17 protein-coding genes and 1 pseudogene are annotated in these 15,817 nt (G+C 51.6%); 7 read left to right on the top strand and 11 right to left on the bottom strand.

What is annotated here, in order from left to right:
- Positions 1–20: 20 nt before the first annotated feature.
- Positions 21–839: a MetQ/NlpA family ABC transporter substrate-binding protein gene (locus tag RT52_RS09645; protein WP_034816971.1), complete on the top strand. Its 819-nt coding sequence runs from the start codon at positions 21–23 to the stop codon at positions 837–839.
- Here the strand turns inward: RT52_RS09645 and RT52_RS16035 are convergent, their stop codons facing one another.
- Complete coding sequence (locus RT52_RS16035; RefSeq protein WP_051690329.1) at positions 840–1,253, bottom strand: DUF4304 domain-containing protein; 414 nt, start codon at positions 1,251–1,253, stop codon at positions 840–842.
- A gap of 73 nt (positions 1,254–1,326) precedes the next feature.
- Positions 1,327–2,163 (bottom strand): aldo/keto reductase, encoded by an 837-nt coding sequence (locus tag RT52_RS09635; protein ID WP_034816969.1) that lies wholly within the window; start codon positions 2,161–2,163, stop codon positions 1,327–1,329.
- A gap of 142 nt (positions 2,164–2,305) precedes the next feature.
- On the opposite strand from RT52_RS09635, the gene RT52_RS09630 reads away from it, so the two are divergent.
- On the top strand, positions 2,306–2,719 hold the full coding sequence (locus RT52_RS09630; protein ID WP_156028807.1) for a hypothetical protein: 414 nt from the start codon (positions 2,306–2,308) through the stop codon (positions 2,717–2,719).
- 14 nt (positions 2,720–2,733) lie between these two features.
- On the opposite strand, the gene ahpF is transcribed toward RT52_RS09630, so the two are convergent.
- From ahpF to htpG, 4 genes are all read right to left on the bottom strand, one after another.
- Positions 2,734–4,257, bottom strand: coding sequence for an alkyl hydroperoxide reductase subunit F (ahpF, locus tag RT52_RS09625; protein WP_034816964.1), 1,524 nt, complete (start codon positions 4,255–4,257; stop codon positions 2,734–2,736).
- 12 nt (positions 4,258–4,269) lie between these two features.
- Positions 4,270–4,833 carry an alkyl hydroperoxide reductase subunit C gene (gene ahpC / locus RT52_RS09620; RefSeq protein ID WP_021067918.1) on the bottom strand — a complete coding sequence of 188 codons (564 nt, stop codon included), beginning with the start codon at positions 4,831–4,833 and terminating at the stop codon, positions 4,270–4,272.
- 333 nt (positions 4,834–5,166) lie between these two features.
- On the bottom strand, positions 5,167–5,964 hold the full coding sequence (locus RT52_RS09615; protein WP_034816963.1) for an SRA domain-containing endonuclease: 798 nt from the start codon (positions 5,962–5,964) through the stop codon (positions 5,167–5,169).
- A 95-nt stretch (positions 5,965–6,059) separates the two neighbouring features.
- Positions 6,060–7,928, bottom strand: a complete 1,869-nt coding sequence (htpG, locus tag RT52_RS09610; protein WP_034816961.1) for a molecular chaperone HtpG — start codon at positions 7,926–7,928, stop codon at positions 6,060–6,062.
- Positions 7,929–8,206: 278 nt separating this feature from the next.
- On the opposite strand from htpG, the gene gloA2 reads away from it, so the two are divergent.
- The gene (gene gloA2, locus RT52_RS09605) at positions 8,207–8,587 is read left to right on the top strand and encodes an SMU1112c/YaeR family gloxylase I-like metalloprotein (protein ID WP_034803612.1); all 381 of its coding nucleotides are present in this window, start codon (positions 8,207–8,209) and stop codon (positions 8,585–8,587) included.
- A 26-nt stretch (positions 8,588–8,613) separates the two neighbouring features.
- On the opposite strand, the gene RT52_RS09600 is transcribed toward gloA2, so the two are convergent.
- A complete protein-coding gene (locus tag RT52_RS09600; protein WP_034816959.1) occupies positions 8,614–9,240 on the bottom strand; it encodes a TetR/AcrR family transcriptional regulator in 627 nt (208 codons plus the stop codon).
- Positions 9,241–9,362: 122 nt separating this feature from the next.
- On the opposite strand from RT52_RS09600, the gene RT52_RS09595 reads away from it, so the two are divergent.
- Positions 9,363–10,112, top strand: a complete 750-nt coding sequence (locus RT52_RS09595) for an SDR family NAD(P)-dependent oxidoreductase (RefSeq protein WP_034816957.1) — start codon at positions 9,363–9,365, stop codon at positions 10,110–10,112.
- A gap of 108 nt (positions 10,113–10,220) precedes the next feature.
- Positions 10,221–10,850, top strand: coding sequence for an immunity protein Imm33 domain-containing protein (locus RT52_RS09590; protein WP_034816954.1), 630 nt, complete (start codon positions 10,221–10,223; stop codon positions 10,848–10,850).
- A gap of 28 nt (positions 10,851–10,878) precedes the next feature.
- Here the strand turns inward: RT52_RS09590 and RT52_RS09585 are convergent, their stop codons facing one another.
- The gene (locus tag RT52_RS09585; protein ID WP_034816952.1) at positions 10,879–11,205 is read right to left on the bottom strand and encodes a hypothetical protein; all 327 of its coding nucleotides are present in this window, start codon (positions 11,203–11,205) and stop codon (positions 10,879–10,881) included.
- A 122-nt stretch (positions 11,206–11,327) separates the two neighbouring features.
- Between RT52_RS09585 and RT52_RS09580 the strand changes: the two genes are divergently transcribed.
- On the top strand, positions 11,328–11,816 hold the full coding sequence (locus tag RT52_RS09580; protein WP_245175516.1) for a hypothetical protein: 489 nt from the start codon (positions 11,328–11,330) through the stop codon (positions 11,814–11,816).
- A 32-nt stretch (positions 11,817–11,848) separates the two neighbouring features.
- Here RT52_RS09580 and rluF read toward each other — a convergent pair whose 3' ends face one another.
- Positions 11,849–12,559, bottom strand: coding sequence for a 23S rRNA pseudouridine(2604) synthase RluF (gene rluF, locus RT52_RS09575; protein WP_034803651.1), 711 nt, complete (start codon positions 12,557–12,559; stop codon positions 11,849–11,851).
- A 96-nt stretch (positions 12,560–12,655) separates the two neighbouring features.
- Here rluF and RT52_RS09570 point away from each other — a divergent pair, with 96 nt between their 5' ends.
- Entirely contained in the window at positions 12,656–13,462 is an 807-nt protein-coding gene (locus RT52_RS09570) for a hypothetical protein (RefSeq protein ID WP_034816950.1), read from the top strand.
- Between the two features lie 4 nt (positions 13,463–13,466).
- Here RT52_RS09570 and RT52_RS09565 read toward each other — a convergent pair whose 3' ends face one another.
- Both RT52_RS09565 and RT52_RS09560 read right to left on the bottom strand, forming a co-directional pair.
- The gene (locus RT52_RS09565; RefSeq protein WP_034816948.1) at positions 13,467–14,111 is read right to left on the bottom strand and encodes a C39 family peptidase; all 645 of its coding nucleotides are present in this window, start codon (positions 14,109–14,111) and stop codon (positions 13,467–13,469) included.
- A gap of 72 nt (positions 14,112–14,183) precedes the next feature.
- Positions 14,184–15,561, bottom strand: a pseudogene (locus tag RT52_RS09560) (YjiH family protein).
- Positions 15,562–15,817 lie beyond the last annotated feature (256 nt).

Raw genomic sequence — 15,817 nt, 5'->3', positions numbered from 1 at the left:
TACAGAAAGAAGGAAACCACATGAAAAAACTGATGGCACTTTTCGCCTCACTCACACTCGTCCTCGCGGCGTGTGGGAACGATACCGAAACGAACACGACGGAAGCCCCGTCAAACGAGCCGCAGACGCTCAAAGTCGCATCGCTCATCCCACCGATGACGGATATGCTTGAAATCGCGAAAGAACAGCTCGCAGAAGACAACATCGAGCTCGAAATCGTCGTCCTCGGTGACAACGTCCAACCGAACACGGCGCTCGCGGCGAAAGAAGTCGACGCGAACTTCTTCCAGCACGTTCCGTACATGGAAGAGTTCAACCGCAGCAATGATGCCAACCTCGTCCCAATCGAACCGATTTACTTCGCCAACTACGGTGTCTACTCGAAAGAGCATGACAACATGGACGATATCCCGGAAGGCGCGACGATTGCCATCGCGAACGACGTGTCGAACATCGATCGCTCGCTCTCATTGCTCGCACAGCATGATGTGATTGAGCTCGGTGAGAAAAATGGTTCGTATTACACGCAAGCCGATATCACCGAAAACCCGAAGAATCTCAAGTTCGAGGAAGTCGATTTGCTCATGCTCGCGCGTGCGTATGACGACGTCGATGCGGTCCTCATGACGCCGGCCTATGCGGCGCCACTCGGCTTGACGCCGAAGAGCGATGCCCTCTTGACGGAAGGTGTCGAGAACGACTTCGCCATCACGCTCGTGGCCCGTGAAGACAACAAAGATGAAGAAGCGATCCAGAAACTCGGCGAAGCACTAACAAGTGACGAAGTCCGTGCGTTCTTGGAAGAGAATTACGACGAGACAGCGATTCCGGCGTTTTAATCAATTTCTCGCTTCATGCGAAACATCTTGTTCAAATGAAGCAATGACTTGTTGCGCCACACGTATATAGTCTTGTTCAGATTGAGCTGATTCGTAAGAGAACCAAATACCGTCTTCATATGAAGAATGACTGCCCAGTCTTCGTCGCGCGTCGACGTCGACATCGTGGGCGGTCATTTTTTGTGGAGTGATTTGTTCTCCCCAATATGTTTGAAAACCAGCGGCCGAAGCTTGAGCCAATTCGATGATGAACGAGCCACCATGACGATTGAATTGAAACGTGATTAAATCAATCTGGTCGGATTGAAGGCGTCGAAAGTGAGGAAATGATCCTTGGAATTGCTGCGACCGCAAATAAGGCACGACTTCTCGTTTCAAGATGGTAATCATATCTTTTCGTTGTTGAGATAGCATAAGATTCTCCTTAACGTCGTTTAGTTCGAATATATGCAAAAATCGGATTGAGCGCATGCTCAACCCGATTTGATCAATATTCCTCGTATTCTCTAGGATCTTGATTATCGATGCGACCATCTGGCTTTGTCAGCGCGTTGAGTGTCTCCATCTCGTCCTCCGTCAATTCGAAGTTGAAGACATCAAGATTCTCTTTTTGATGCAACTCGCTCGATGAACGTGGGAGCGGGATGACACCGAGTTGGACGTGCCAACGCAGAATAACTTGAGACACGGTTTTGCCTTTTTGTCGTGCCAGCTCGGCGATCGTCTCGTCATGAGTGACGGTACGGGCTCGGCTCAACGGGCTCCATGCCTCGGTGACGATACCGCGCTCTTTGTCAGCCTGACGTTGCTCGACTTGTGAGAAGTACGGGTGCATCTCGATTTGGTTGATGACCGGTGTCTCACCTGTCTCCTCAATCAACCGGTCGAGATGCTCGGGCATAAAGTTCGAGACGCCGATGGAGCGAATCCATCCGTTTTCTTTCGCTTGGATGAGCGCGCGCCACGCCTCGACATATTTGTCTTGTTTCGGGTTCGGCCAATGCAATAGGAACAAGTCCCAATAGTCGAGATTTGCCCGGTAAAGTGACTCACGAATCATCTCGAATGCATCATCATAATTAAAATATTGAGCCCGCAGCTTCGACGTCAAAAACAGCTGCTCGCGCGGGATGCCGGATTGGCGGACGGCTTCGCCGACTGCCCCTTCATTGTCATAGCGAATCGCCGAATCGATGAGACGATAGCCGTTGCGGATGGCGCATGTGATGGCGTCAACACCCGGTTCGCCTCGTAAATAGACAGTGCCGAGTCCGATGGCCGGAATCTCGTAGCCGTCATGTAGTTTGATGGTTGGGATGTTCATAAAATGCCTCCTCATTCAAAATCCGTTCTCTTGTCCGATATTCCACTTTCCCGGGGAATCAAACGTTTGAATCGGTTGCTGTGAATCAGAATGTCGTTGCCTATTTTCCTGTTTTTGGGATAATTGACGTGAGGTGATGGGGATGAAGTGGTGGTGGATGCTCGGCATATTGACGATTGGGGGAATGATGTTCGTCAATGAGGCTTGGTACGGGAATTCGGCGGCGTTTGGCATGGCAATTAGCATGATTGTGGTGACGTTGATTGGAATGAAGGAGTTGGATCAACGTCATCGGATTCGACGAGGTGGCTTCATCTCAGTATTGATTGCGGGCGCCATCTATTTCGGGTTACCGCACTATTCGGTCGCCGAAGCGGAACAGCGCCTGCAACAAGAGTATGAGAACGTGAAGTATGTAAACGATGTCGGAGTGGTGAATGAGGGCTGGAATCCGTTTCAACCAAACCGTGTCTATTTATTTGAAATCGATTCAGGGGACCGAGTCTTGTTTTTACCCGATTCGGGAGACATTATAAAAACGCGTCCTCCAATGTGAGGACGCGTTTTCGCTTAGTTGCGAATCATATAATCGAAAGCACCGAGTGCAGCAGTCGCACCAGATCCCATCGAGATGATGATCTGTTTGTAGGCGCTGTTCGTGCAGTCACCTGCTGCGAACACACCTGGGACATTCGTCGCGCCGTGACGGTCGACGACAATCTCACCGAAGTTGTTGCGTTCGATCGAGTCGAGCCAGTCCGTGTTCGGGACGAGGCCGATTTGGACGAAGACGCCTTCGAGTTCGACGTGATGCGTCTCGTTCGTCTCGCGAGACAAGTACGAGATGCCGTTCACTTTGTCCGTACCCGTGATTTCTGTCGTCTGAGCGTTCGTGACGACGGTCACGTTCGGGAGGCTGTGGAGACGGTCTTGAAGCACTTGGTCGGCTTTGAGTTCGGTAGCGAACTCGAGCACCGTAACGTGTTTGACGATTCCAGCGAGGTCGATGGCTGCTTCAATTCCAGAGTTACCGCCACCGATGACCGCGACGCGCTTGCCTTCGAAGAGCGGGCCATCACAGTGCGGACAGTAGGCGACACCTTTGTTTTTGAACTCGGCTTCACCTGGGACGTTGACGTTGCGCCAGCGAGCACCAGTCGACAGGATGACACTCTTACTCTTCAAGACGGCGCCGTTCTCAAGTTCGACTTCGACGAGGTCTTTCTTCTCGATGCGCTTCGCGCGCTGGAGGTTCATGACGTCGATGCCGTACTCTTTCACGTGCTCTTCCAAGCTCGCGACGAGTTTCGGGCCTTCTGTGTAAGATGTGCCGATGAAGTTCTCAATCCCCATCGTGTCCATCACTTGACCACCGAAGCGTTCTGCGACGATGCCGGTCCGGATGCCTTTACGAGCCGCGTAAACCGCTGCGCTCGAACCGGCCGGGCCGCCACCGATGACGAGGACGTCATACGGTTCTTTGTTGTCAAACGCCGAAGCGTCTGGGCCAGTACCAAGTTTCGCCAAAATCTCTTCAAGTGACATGCGCCCGTTGCCGAACGCCTCACCGTTCAAGAAGACGGTCGGGACAGCCATAATCTCTTTCGCTTCAACTTCTGCCTTGAACGCGCCACCGTCGATCATCGTGTGTGAGATGTTCGGGTTGAGGACGCTCATGACGTTCAGTGCCTGGACGACGTCCGGGCAGTTGTGGCAGCTGAGGCTGATGTATGACTCGAAGTGGTACGTGCCTTGGATGTTTTGAATCTGTTTGATCGCGTCCGCGTCGACTTTCGGCGCCCGACCGCTCACTTGGAGCAACGCGAGGACGAGTGACGTGAACTCGTGACCGAGCGGGATGCCTGCGAAGACGATCCCTGTCTCTTCAGACGGACGGCTCACGCTGAAGCTCGGTGTGCGTTCGAGCGTGACGTTCTCGACCGAGATGCGTGACGACATGCTCGCGAGTTCGTTCACGAGATCGAGCATCTCTTTAGAGACCGCGTCGTCTCCAGCGCTGACACGGAGGACGACGTCGCCCTCCATGAGCTGGAGATATTGGTCCAACTGTTGTTTAATATCTGCTTCTAACATGAAATCGGCTCCTTACAACTTGCCGACGAGGTCGAGGCTCGGGCGAAGTGTTGCAGAACCTTCTTCCCATTTCGCCGGGCAGACTTCGCCTGGGTTGTTGCGCACGTATTGTGCCGCTTTGACTTTGTTGACGAGCGTGCTCGCGTCACGGCCGATGCCGCCTGCGTTGATTTCGACTGTTTGGATGACGCCGTCTGGGTCGATGATGAACGTACCGCGGTCAGCAAGGCCATCTTCTTCGTTCAAGACGTCGAAGTTACGTGAGATCGTGTGTGATGGGTCACCAATCATGATGTACTCGATTTTGCCGATTTTCTCAGACGTTTCGTGCCATGCTTTGTGCGTGAAGTGTGTGTCAGTCGATACTGAGTACACTTCGACGCCGAGGTTTTTAAGTGTTGCGTATTCGTTTTGAAGGTCTTCGAGTTCAGTCGGGCAGACGAATGTGAAGTCAGCTGGGTAGAAGCAAACGACGCTCCATTGACCTTTGAAGTCGTTGTCCGATACTTCGAGGAATTCACCTGTTTGGAATGCTTGTGCTTTGAACGGTAAGATTTCTTTGCCGATTAATGACATGGGATATGTCCTCCTTGGTTTTTTACTCTAGTGGACTTTTGTCTCTACTAGAATAATTATAATGTAATACTAACTTCATATAACCGACCAAAAATGTCAAGGCGTTTGCATGTCTGGGAAAATGTTGATACATCAATGTTTTATGTACGAAACGCTTGATTTAAGGAAAGAAAACGATTACAAAATAAATGTGCTTTTGTTTTCAATCCTCTATGTGAGAAAAACAAAATGGGATTAAAATTCACTCACGTTATCGAGAAATCATCAAAAGATTCTCGTAAAAAATCATGACATTATCAATTAAAACTAAAAACAACCTTGATCGAAAATCGATCAAGGTTGTTGCATCGTATCTATTAGTTGTTGATTAAACGCCACTCGATCTACACTTTTATGGAGACGAGCATGACAGTTCGGACAAACCGCGACAACTTGATCAGGTTGCGAGAGCCCATCGTCGGATTCTTTAAATAGAGAGTGGAGCTCGAGATAAGGTCCGTTTTCCGTTTCAAACGGAGCTGGTTGCCCACAAGCTTCGCAACAGTTATTGGCACGAGCTAGCACATAATAATGAAGCGCCGCTATTTGTTCGCGAACTTGTAATTTTCGCGCAGACATGCTTAAACCAGTTGCTCGTTTTGGATCGCGCGATGCAATTTCTTCTAATTCTTCAACTGTGTTATAGCGCATCGTCGAGGAAAATTGGTGAGCATCTTCTTGAATCACGTGTAACGGTTCAAACGCAAACACGATTACTTCTCGTTGGTTATGATATTTATCAATTCCAAATTGAATATCAAAGCCAATTAAAATGAGTTGGTCGACAAAACGATAAGTACCTCGTCTAAGCGATTCGAACAAATAAACATCTTCGCCATTTTCTACATGATTAAGGAGCGCTTTGTTTCCATGTGAAAATTGTTGATCGCCTTCCTGCCCTTCACCACTGTAATAATAAAGTCCATCGTCTTCGTTCCAACCGTTGTTATATCCAAACTCTTCGTCCATTCCACTATCAAATATAAAGATGAGTTTATGTTTGTTAGGGGTACTAATCCCTCGTTGTCGACTTCCACCATAACGATCGTGAAGTTCCGAGCGTTTATACAACTTATTCTTTTCGAACAGCATGCGGCACCTCGTTCCTAAGAGTTCCATTTGTATAAAGTGTATCACGTCTTTAACGAAATAAACGAAAAAGACAGAGGTCGCCCTCTGCCTTTCACTTATTCTGCCATTAACGCGCACACCGCGTTCGAATAGGCGACCGGATCTTCAATCGGTAGTCCTTCGATAAGGAGCGCTTGCTGATAGAGGAGATCCGTATACTGTTTCGCTTTCGCTTCGTCTTCCTTATAGACGCGCTGTAACGTCTGGAAGATGGCGTGGTCGGCGTTCACTTCGAGCACTTTCTCCGCTTTCATGCCGCCACCGTTCGGCATCGCGTTCAAAATCTTCTCCATCTCAATCGAAACGTCACCTGCGACCGTCAAGCAGACCGGATGTGACTTGAGTCGTGTTGAGGCGCGCACTTCTTTGACGCGGTCGCCGAGTTCCTGCTTCATGAAGGCGAACAAGTCTTTGTTGTCGTCGTTCAGTGAATTGGCCTCGGCGTCATCGAGACCGAGGTCACCGCTCGCGATTGACTTGAACTCCTTGTCGTCATACGACTGGAGCATCTTGATGGCGAACTCATCGATCTCTTCAGTGAAGTAGAGGATTTCGAAGCCTTCTTCTTTCAAGCGTTCCGCCTGCGGCAAGAGGTCGATGCGGTGAATCGATTCGCCCGTTGCATAATAGATGTACTTTTGATCGTCTTTCATGCGCGCGACGTACTCGTTGAGCGTGACGAGCTTCTTCTCGTTCGACGAGTGGAACAAGAGCAAGTCTTTCAAGTCGTCCTTGGCCGCACCGAACTGGTCGTAGACGCCGAACTTGATTTGACGGCCGAACGACTCGAAGAACGTCTCATAATCCTCACGCTCGTCGCGGAGCATCTTCTCGAGCATGCCTTTGATTTTCGACTTCACGTTCTTGGCGATGACGCGGAGTTGTCGGTCCTGCTGCAGCATCTCCCGGGAAATGTTGAGCGACAAGTCTTCTGAGTCGACCATCCCTTTGACGAAACCGAAATAGTCCGGAAGCAGGTCAGGCGACTTCTCCATAATCAACACGCCGTTCGAGTACAGCTCGAGCCCTTTTTCGAACTCTTTCGTGTAATAGTCGAACGGGACCGTCGATGGGATGTAGAGGATCGACTGGTACCGGATTGTGCCGTCGACGTTCAAGTGCAGGTGCTTGAGCGGCTCGTCGAAGCCGTAGCGCTTCTCATGATAGAACGCCTTGTAGTCCTCGTCCGAGAGTTCGCTCTTCCGTTTGCGCCAAATCGGCACCATGCTGTTGATTGTCTCTTCTTCGACATAGTCCTCGTATTCTTCCGAGTCGTCTTTTTGACGATGCTTCGTCACATCGAGCTTAATCGGATAGCGGATGAAGTCCGAGTGCTTCTTGATGAGCGAGCGAATCTCGTACTCTTCGAGAAACGTCGAGTACGTCTCGTCGTCCGTGTCAGCTTTCACATGTAACGTAATCTCGGTCCCGATGTCGGCCTTATCCGTCGGTTCAATCGTGTAGCCGTCCGTGCCTTCCGATTCCCACAAGTAACCTTGCTCGCTGTCGACCGAGCGGGTGCGCACCGTCACACGGTCCGCGACCATGAACGCCGAGTAGAAGCCGACGCCGAACTGGCCGATGAGGCTATGGTCTTCTTCCATCTTCGTCGCCTGTTTCATCGCGAGCGAGCCGCTCTTGGCGATGATCCCGAGGTTCGACTCGAGCTCGTCGGCCGTCATCCCGATCCCGGTGTCGCGGATAGTGATGGTCCGAGCGTCTTTGTCGAGTACGACTTTGACGAAGTAGTCGTCCTTGTTGAAGTCGAGTGCCTCGTCCGAGAGGGCCCGGTAATACATCTTGTCGATGGCGTCACTCGCGTTCGAGATGAGCTCACGAAGGAAGATATCCTTATGCGTATAAATTGAGTGGACCATCAACTCTAAAATTCGTTTCGATTCGGCTTGAAACTGTTTCTTTGTCATGATCGTTCTCCTTTTGTATGTTCGATTTTGGCACTCTGTATATAAGAGTGCTAACACTATTGATTATCCTAATTTTTAGAAAGATGTCAAGACGCATCAAACAAAAGATTGACGCGGGGCTCGGATTCGCCTATAGTTGAGTACATGCGATGAGCTGGTCTATGTAAGACGGCGGACATTCCTTTTAGGAGCACGTTGTGGAGCGTGGTTCGACGCGGTAGACTTTTCGAGAGCACCTCTAGTGAGAGGTGCTCATTTTTTGTATATGGGGGATTATGATGCAACTACATACCATCCATCACGTGGCGATTATCGCCTCGGACTATGACGAGGCGAAGCGGTTCTATATCGATATCCTCGGGTTCGACGTCATCCGCGAGCATCATCGTCCGGACAAAGGCGACCACAAGATCGACCTGCGGCTCGGCGCGTACGAGCTCGAGCTGTTCATCAAACCGGACAGCCCGAAGCGTCCGAGCTTCCCGGAGGCATGCGGACTCCGCCATCTCGCTTTCAAAGTCGATGACATCGAGGCGGTCGTCGCCGAACTGAATGCGCACGGCGTCACGACGGAACCGATTCGGGTTGACACGTTCACAGGCGAGAAGATGACGTTCTTCTTCGACCCAGACGGTCTGCCGCTCGAACTGCACGAATGAAGCCCCTTCACGCGAAGGGGCTTTCGTTATGGGCGCACATACGACAAGAGCATCTCGCGCAGTACCCGTTGCTGGATGGCCGGTTCGATGTCGTCCTCTAAATAGCTGATATGTGACTTCAAGATGATGTTGTTGCCGAACGTCCCGAACGCATTGATGATCGTGACGACGGTCGCTTTCACGTCGATGTCGCTCCGGAGCGACCCGTCCGTCTTCCCGTCTTCGATGAGCGGTTCGAGCGTCTTCATAATCTCACACTGTAAATCGATATAGTCGTCGATGTCCGGTAGCGGACTCGTGACGAACGAGGCATAGCTTTCGAACGCCTCACGGAAGCGGGAATGGCTTGTCTGCTTCAGTTGTTGCTCGAGCAAATAATCAAGAATCGCCTCGAGCCGCGTGTAGGAGTCGCCGGGCGCTGTCGTTAGCTGTTTGAACGTATCAAGTGTCGGGGTCAGGTTGCGCACCGCGGCCGCAACGATCAGTTGGTCTTTTTTCGGGAAATAACGGAATAGTGTCGCGACACCGAGTTCAGCCGCATCAGCGATATCCTGCATCTGCACCCGTTCAAACCCGTCTTGTAAAAACAAAATCTCGGCTTGTTCGATGATGCGATTCAGGCGTTCTTCTTTATTTTGTTGTCGTTTACTCATGAAATCACCTCTTTGTTGTGTAGCTATTATAACGTGTCGAGGCAGTTTCGTTGAGATTCGAATGTGCATCGACTACTATAATGATAGTTAAACTATCATTATGTAGATTGGGGATTCGTATTATGCGTTTAAAAGGGAAAGTAGCGGTCATCACAGGGGCAGGCAGCGGTATGGGTGAAGCGACGGCCAGACTGTTCGCGAAAGAAGGGGCGACGGTCGTCGCGACCGATCTTAATCTAGAAACAGTGCAAGCTGTCGTCGAGGCGATTCGGGTGGCTGGCGGGGAGGCGTTGGCGCTCCGGCACGACGTGACGTCACGTACGGATTGGGAGAACGTCTATGACGAAGTACAGGCGACATGCGGAAAGCTCGATATCCTCGTCAACAACGCCGGCATCGCCCTCGCGAAACCGTTCTTGGAACAGACGGAAGAGGACTGGGCCCGGACGTACCGGATCAACATCGATGGTGTCATGCTCGGGACGCAATATGCCATCCCGCTCATGGAAGCGAACGGTGGCGGTTCGATTGTCAATATCTCATCGATTTCGGCGCTCACAGGCATGGCCGGTGCCGGTGCCTATACAGCCTCGAAAGGCGCGGTTCGGTCGCTCACGAAAGCGGCGGCCGTCGATTACGGAAAACATAACATTCGCGTCAACTCGGTCCATCCGGGCTATATCGTGACGCCGATGAGCGCACCGCACATGGAGCATCCGGATTATAAACAACATTTCTTGAATCAAATCGTTTTGCCGCATCTCGGTCAGGCCGATGAAGTGGCGGCAGCCGTTCTCTTCCTCGCGTCAGACGAGGCGAGCCATATCACCGGCATCGAACTTCCGGTCGACGGGGGCGTCACGGCGAAATAATAGGATTGGGGATTTAGTTCTTACAAGGACTAAATCCTTTTTTGCCTTTCATGTGTGAGAACTCTTATACTGACTAGAGGATACGTTTCACGATCAAGGAGGGGTTGGATGAAGTGGTATTTAGACGACGTGCGCGAGATGCATGAGGCTGCACCGTATACGTTTTATATCCCGAGTGAAGAAGTACTCCGTCAATTGAAAGTCGGTGATTTCGTAAAATTGATTTTTACGAACGAGGAGGCTTCGTCTGATGGCTATAGTGGTGAACGCATGTGGGTGAAAATCACAGCCGTTCAAGGTAATCAATTTGAGGGTGTGCTCGACAATGAGCCATATTATTTACCGATCGAAGTCGGCACAGAACTTTCATTCGGGATGGAACACATTTGTCAGACCGAGTATGAGGAGCCAGACGGGGATAAATGGGATTATTATACGGATACGTTCGTGATTATCAGTGCGGACGTGTTAGAACGAGAAGAGTTTCATTTCATGTTGCGGGACGAGCCTGACGAGGAAGGGGATCCAGAATGGTCTTTCTTGAGCGGGTATGAGGACGACGCATATTTAAGTGATACCGAGAATTTTCTCATCGTGTCGATTGGAGTCGTGTTGAATATGGATGACTCCATCCTATCAATTCTCCAACACCCCCCGCTTTGTGCATATGAACGAGACGAGGAAGGGTTGTTTCAAGAAGTCGAAGACTACGATTGGGACGGGTATTTGAACGGCTAACAAAAAGGAGCGCTAGGCTCCTCTTTGTCTACTCTAAAATCCCGACGAGTTCCATGACGAGCAGGACGAACAGTCCCGAACCGAGTACGGCGGCGAAGAAGACGAGCACGGCGTACTCCTTTTGTTTCAGGATGGCCCACCAACCGGTCACGAACGCCCCAAGTCCTAGCGCCGAGAACGTGGTCATGTAGCTGAGTCGAAGCATGTGTGCCGTCGTTTCACTCCAAAGCGTCGATTGGAATGTCGTATCGAAGTTATCGAGCAGGAGAAACGGTACATACATGGCGAGAAATAAGCCGATGAGAAGGATGGACCACTTTCCGACCGAGGTGCGGGGGAACAAGGCGCCATTCATGACGAGTCACCTCTTTTCCGTACAAGATCATCTGTATCTTAACTATTCCCGTTTTTGCCCGAAACAATGAGTCGATCCACTGAATTGTCATCGTATAGTCAGAAAAAAAAGGTGGTGGGTTGATGCATCAATTGGGATTGAACAGCCAGACCAAAACGAGAAAGTGGGTGCAAAAGCTGAAAACTCAATTTGAGATGGAACGCATTTGGATGGATGAGACCGAGCTGTTTTACCAAGTCAGACTCCAGCTCCATGCCTCCGTCTGTTCTAGCAGTCAAGAGGTGTATATGCAGGACGAGACGCTGCAAGAACTGATTGACTCGATTGCTGGATTCAATAACACTTGGGGGAAGAAACCTGTGATTTGGGAGTTGTTCGATTCGGATGCGGATGAGCAAAAAATCAGCCTCACTTTCACGCTGATTGATCGGACCGGGACGATCCAAGTCGACGTCCATATCCATGATGAGTGGCAACACGACCCGTTCGACCACTTCCGTGCGGCCTTCAGATTCAAGACGACGATGGGACAACTCGATGACCTCAGCGCCCAACTCAAACGGTTCATTCTTCGTGAGATCGACCATGTCGCCTCGCTCCATGAACGATGACAAGCCCAGACAAATAAGCGTCTGGGCTTGTTTTAATACCATTCTTTCGGTTCGTAATTCAATTCACGGAACAACTGCTCGCGCTCTTTCTTCGAAAGGTCGCGCCATTGGCCTGGCGGGAGCTTGCCGAGCGTGATGTTCATGATGCGGACGCGCTGCAAGCGGTACACCTCGTACCCGAGCTCTTCGCACATGCGACGGATTTGACGGTTGAGTCCTTGCGTGAGCGTGATGTTGAAGTCGAACTTCGACAGTTGGTGTACTTTACACGGCAACGTCTTCTGCCCGAGAATCTTGACGCCGGCCTCCATCTGCTCGACGAATTCTGGAGTGATTGGCTTATCGACCGAGACGATATACTCTTTCTCGTGCTCGTTCTCGGCGCGAAGGATCTCGTTGACGATATCGCCGTCGTTCGTCATCAAGATGAGCCCCTCAGAGTCTTTGTCGAGGCGCCCGATGTTGAAGATACGGAGCGGATGGTTGACGAGGTCGACCAAGTTGCCTTTCACTTTCTTCTCCGTCGTACTCGTGATGCCGACCGGTTTATGGACGGCGATGTAGACGTTGTTGCGGGCGACACGGGCGACCGAGCCGTTGACGAGCACTTCGTCCCCAGGCTTCACTTGGTCGCCGATTTTCGCTTTCTTCCCGTTGATGGTGACGCGTCCCTCTTCGACGAGACGGTCGGCTTGGCGGCGGGACGCCTTGCCTGATTCACTGATGAATTTATTGATACGCATCGATTCACGTCCTTTGTTTGGCTTCGTCTTCTCACTATAACGCATTTTACATACCGCCGAAAGCGGGAAACGAACGGAGAGAAGGGATGTGACACGATGGAGCACGCACGAAATTTATTAAAAGACGCGCTTCGATTTCAAGAACGGCTCTTGGCGTCACCGTTTCAAAAGGAGCTGATTGAGGGGGCATCTCCCGTCCTTTGGTACGGGCGGCCGACAGACGGCCAGTGGCTGACCATCGGCACGAACCCGTCGCGCGGCGAATTCTTTGAACGAGACGGCAAAGTCAGAAGTGACGACGCGCAGAAATTCTATTGGCGTGACCAGTCATTTGAAGCGTATCTAGAGGACGAGACAGCCCTCGACGCGACAATTGAATACGCAACGGCCTATTTTGAGGCCGGGCGGGCGACGACGAGCTGGTTCGGCAAGCCAGACGGGGCGAAACTTGAAGCGTTACTCGAAGGCATGGATCGATCGTTTTACGATGGGTCCGCCATCCATGTCGACTTCTTCAAATATGCGACTTATCGGCAAATGGGGCAGATTCGAGACGGGCGTCGTTGGATGGAACATCCCGACTCGCTGGCGCTTTTAGAACGGACGATTCGTCTCATCCGTCCAGACCACCTCATCGTGCTCGGTCGCGACAACTGCGTGGCCATGACGGGCTTTACCGAAAAACGGACGGTCACGGGCTATCCGAGCGCCGTCTACGAGCTCGGCCTTCATCCGGCGGGCATCCCGATGGTCGGTCTTCACTTCAAACCGTCCGAAGTGCTCGTCGGCCTCGGCAACGGCGTCGACTTGAACGGTCTGCACCACGGCGCATATGCGAAGCGGGAGCACTTATTGAAAATCGGCGCGCACATTCATCAGGAGGCAGACATTTTCTTCTCCTGAAAGATTACTTCGCAGGCGGATAGACGCGCGTGATGCTGCCCCAAAAATTGAACTCGTTGAAGTCGATGTAACGGACGTCCTCGGAGCGGTTGTCGAGCACTTCGAGCAAGACGACGTCAGCGTAGCCGGGCTTTTTATAAATGACATAGCCGATGCCCGTGACCGAATGATTTTTATAGAACCCGTTCGCCATATTCAAGATGAACGGACGGTTAGCGAGGAGCTCGCGCTCGAACGTCGACCATTTCCATAAGTAGCGCGAACTGCCGCGTCCCTTATAGCCGTACCGCTCCCAAAGTTTCGTCACGATCGTCGCAATTCGTGTCGGAGGCGTGCCTTTCTCGTCTTTGAACTGATATTCAATCGCAATCGCTCGAGCGTCTTGTTGAATGACGAACGGGTCGTCGGGGATGTTCGTGTAGCCGTGATCACGGTAGTAGCGAAAAATGGCTGTGATGGATGTGAGCGTGCAGTTGTTCTTCCCGCCGTTAAACGCGCGTTGAAGAAGTGGGGTCACCCCGTCGATGCGTTTCTCTTCCTTCACGTTCCAATGGCCGTGATACCGGTCGTCTACATAAGCTTGCGGATTGACGATGCCCGCATAGCCCTTCTTCGCTGTCTCGAGTTGTCCGGCAAAATGCTCTTCCACACCGATCCCTCCTTTTCATTCATTATACAAACAACGCCTCTTCCCAGGAAATACGAGAAGAGGCGTTTGTCGTCAAAAGACCAAATGGGCGATCCCGACGATAATCGGGAGCGTGATAAACGTCCGGAGCAAGAAGATGAGGACGAGGTCGACGAATGAGATTGGCAGTTTCGAGCCGAGGAGCAGCCCCCCCGACTTCGGACATGAAGATGAGCTGGGTGACCGATACGGTCGCGATGATGAAGCGCGTCATCTCACTCTCGATGCCGCTGCCGAGTACGGCCGGCAAGAACATGTCGGCGAACCCGACGACCATCGTCTGGGCGGCGGCTTCGGCTTCCGGTACTTGGAGCAACATCAAAATCGGTTCGAACGGCTTGCCGAGAATCGTGAAGAGCGGCGTATACTCCGCGATGACGAGCGCGATCGTCCCGACGGCCATGACGATCGGCAAGATGCCGAGCCACATGTCGAGCACGTTTTGGAAGCCGTCCTTCAGCGTGGCACCAAAGCTCTTACTCGATTGCGACTTGAGGAGCGCTTGGCGAAGCGCCCACTTCGGCATCGACACGTTTGCTGGAACCGGCTCTTCCGGCTTCAGTTCCGTCCCTTCATACGGCGTGTCCGCTTTTTTCGAGAGCGGATAGATCCGCGGCATGATGAGGGCCGCGACGATACCTGAGATGACGATCGCTCCGTAATACTGTAGGAAGTAGGCATCGAGTTCCATGTACGACAAGATGACGATCGTGAACGTGATTGAGACGACCGAGAACGTCGTCGCGATGACGGCGGCTTCTCGCTTCGTATAGTAGCCGTTCTCGTACTGTTTCGTCGTCAACAGAATCCCAATCGTCGCATCCCCGACCCATGATGCGAGCGAGTCGAGCGAGGCCCGGCCCGGGAGCTTGAAGAGCGGACGCATGACTTTGATGAGCATCGTCCCGACGAACTCGAGCAACCCGAAGTTCAAGAGGAGCGGGAGCAACATGCCGGCAAAGAGGAACGTCGCGAACAAGATTGGAATCAAATCGTAAAGGAGTAGCCCACCCGTGAACTCGGACGTGATCATCTCAGGGCCGAGGACGAGAAGTGTCATGACACCGGCGATGAACCCGACGACGCGCATGGCGAACCAAAACGGTGTGACGTTCAACAACGAATTGAAGTGCGGACGCTCCAAGACGAACGCCGGTTTGGCCAAATACGTCCATAGCGACCCGAGCACCGAGAGGCCCATCATGATGACAGCAAGTGTCGGTACGACGTCGCCAATCAAGTCGATGAGTTGGTTCGATAAGAAGGCGACCGGGATGGTAAAGCCGTCGTCCGTCGGAATCGGGACGATGAAAAACATGAGACCGATTAGAGACGGGATGATAAATTTCAAAAAATCGTTGGACGTAAACGATGGATTGTCTTCGTTCGTCCTGTTTGGTGGTTGATTCATAGTGAATACCCCTTTTCCCCGAGAGTGTAGTATGTCTTCGCGTGTCCCCATCACGCGAGACGGTATGACGATGAAGGAATGTGTTCTTCTCATTCATTATAGAGAAGGGAAAGCATGACGGACAACAATCCGTTGCAATTTTCAGAAAAAAATGAACGGTCTCATGAGCGTACGATTCGTATTCTCGGCCTCACTTTAGTATGATGACGGCGAGTGTTACAAATTCGAGATATTCAGCATATATAATAGAAGCGGA

The organism is Exiguobacterium alkaliphilum 12/1 (assembly GCF_000714435.1).
Classification (GTDB): domain Bacteria; phylum Bacillota; class Bacilli; order Exiguobacteriales; family Exiguobacteriaceae; genus Exiguobacterium; species Exiguobacterium alkaliphilum.
The sequence above is the reverse complement of the archived record's forward strand: the minus strand, read 5'-3'. Positions and strand labels throughout refer to the sequence as shown.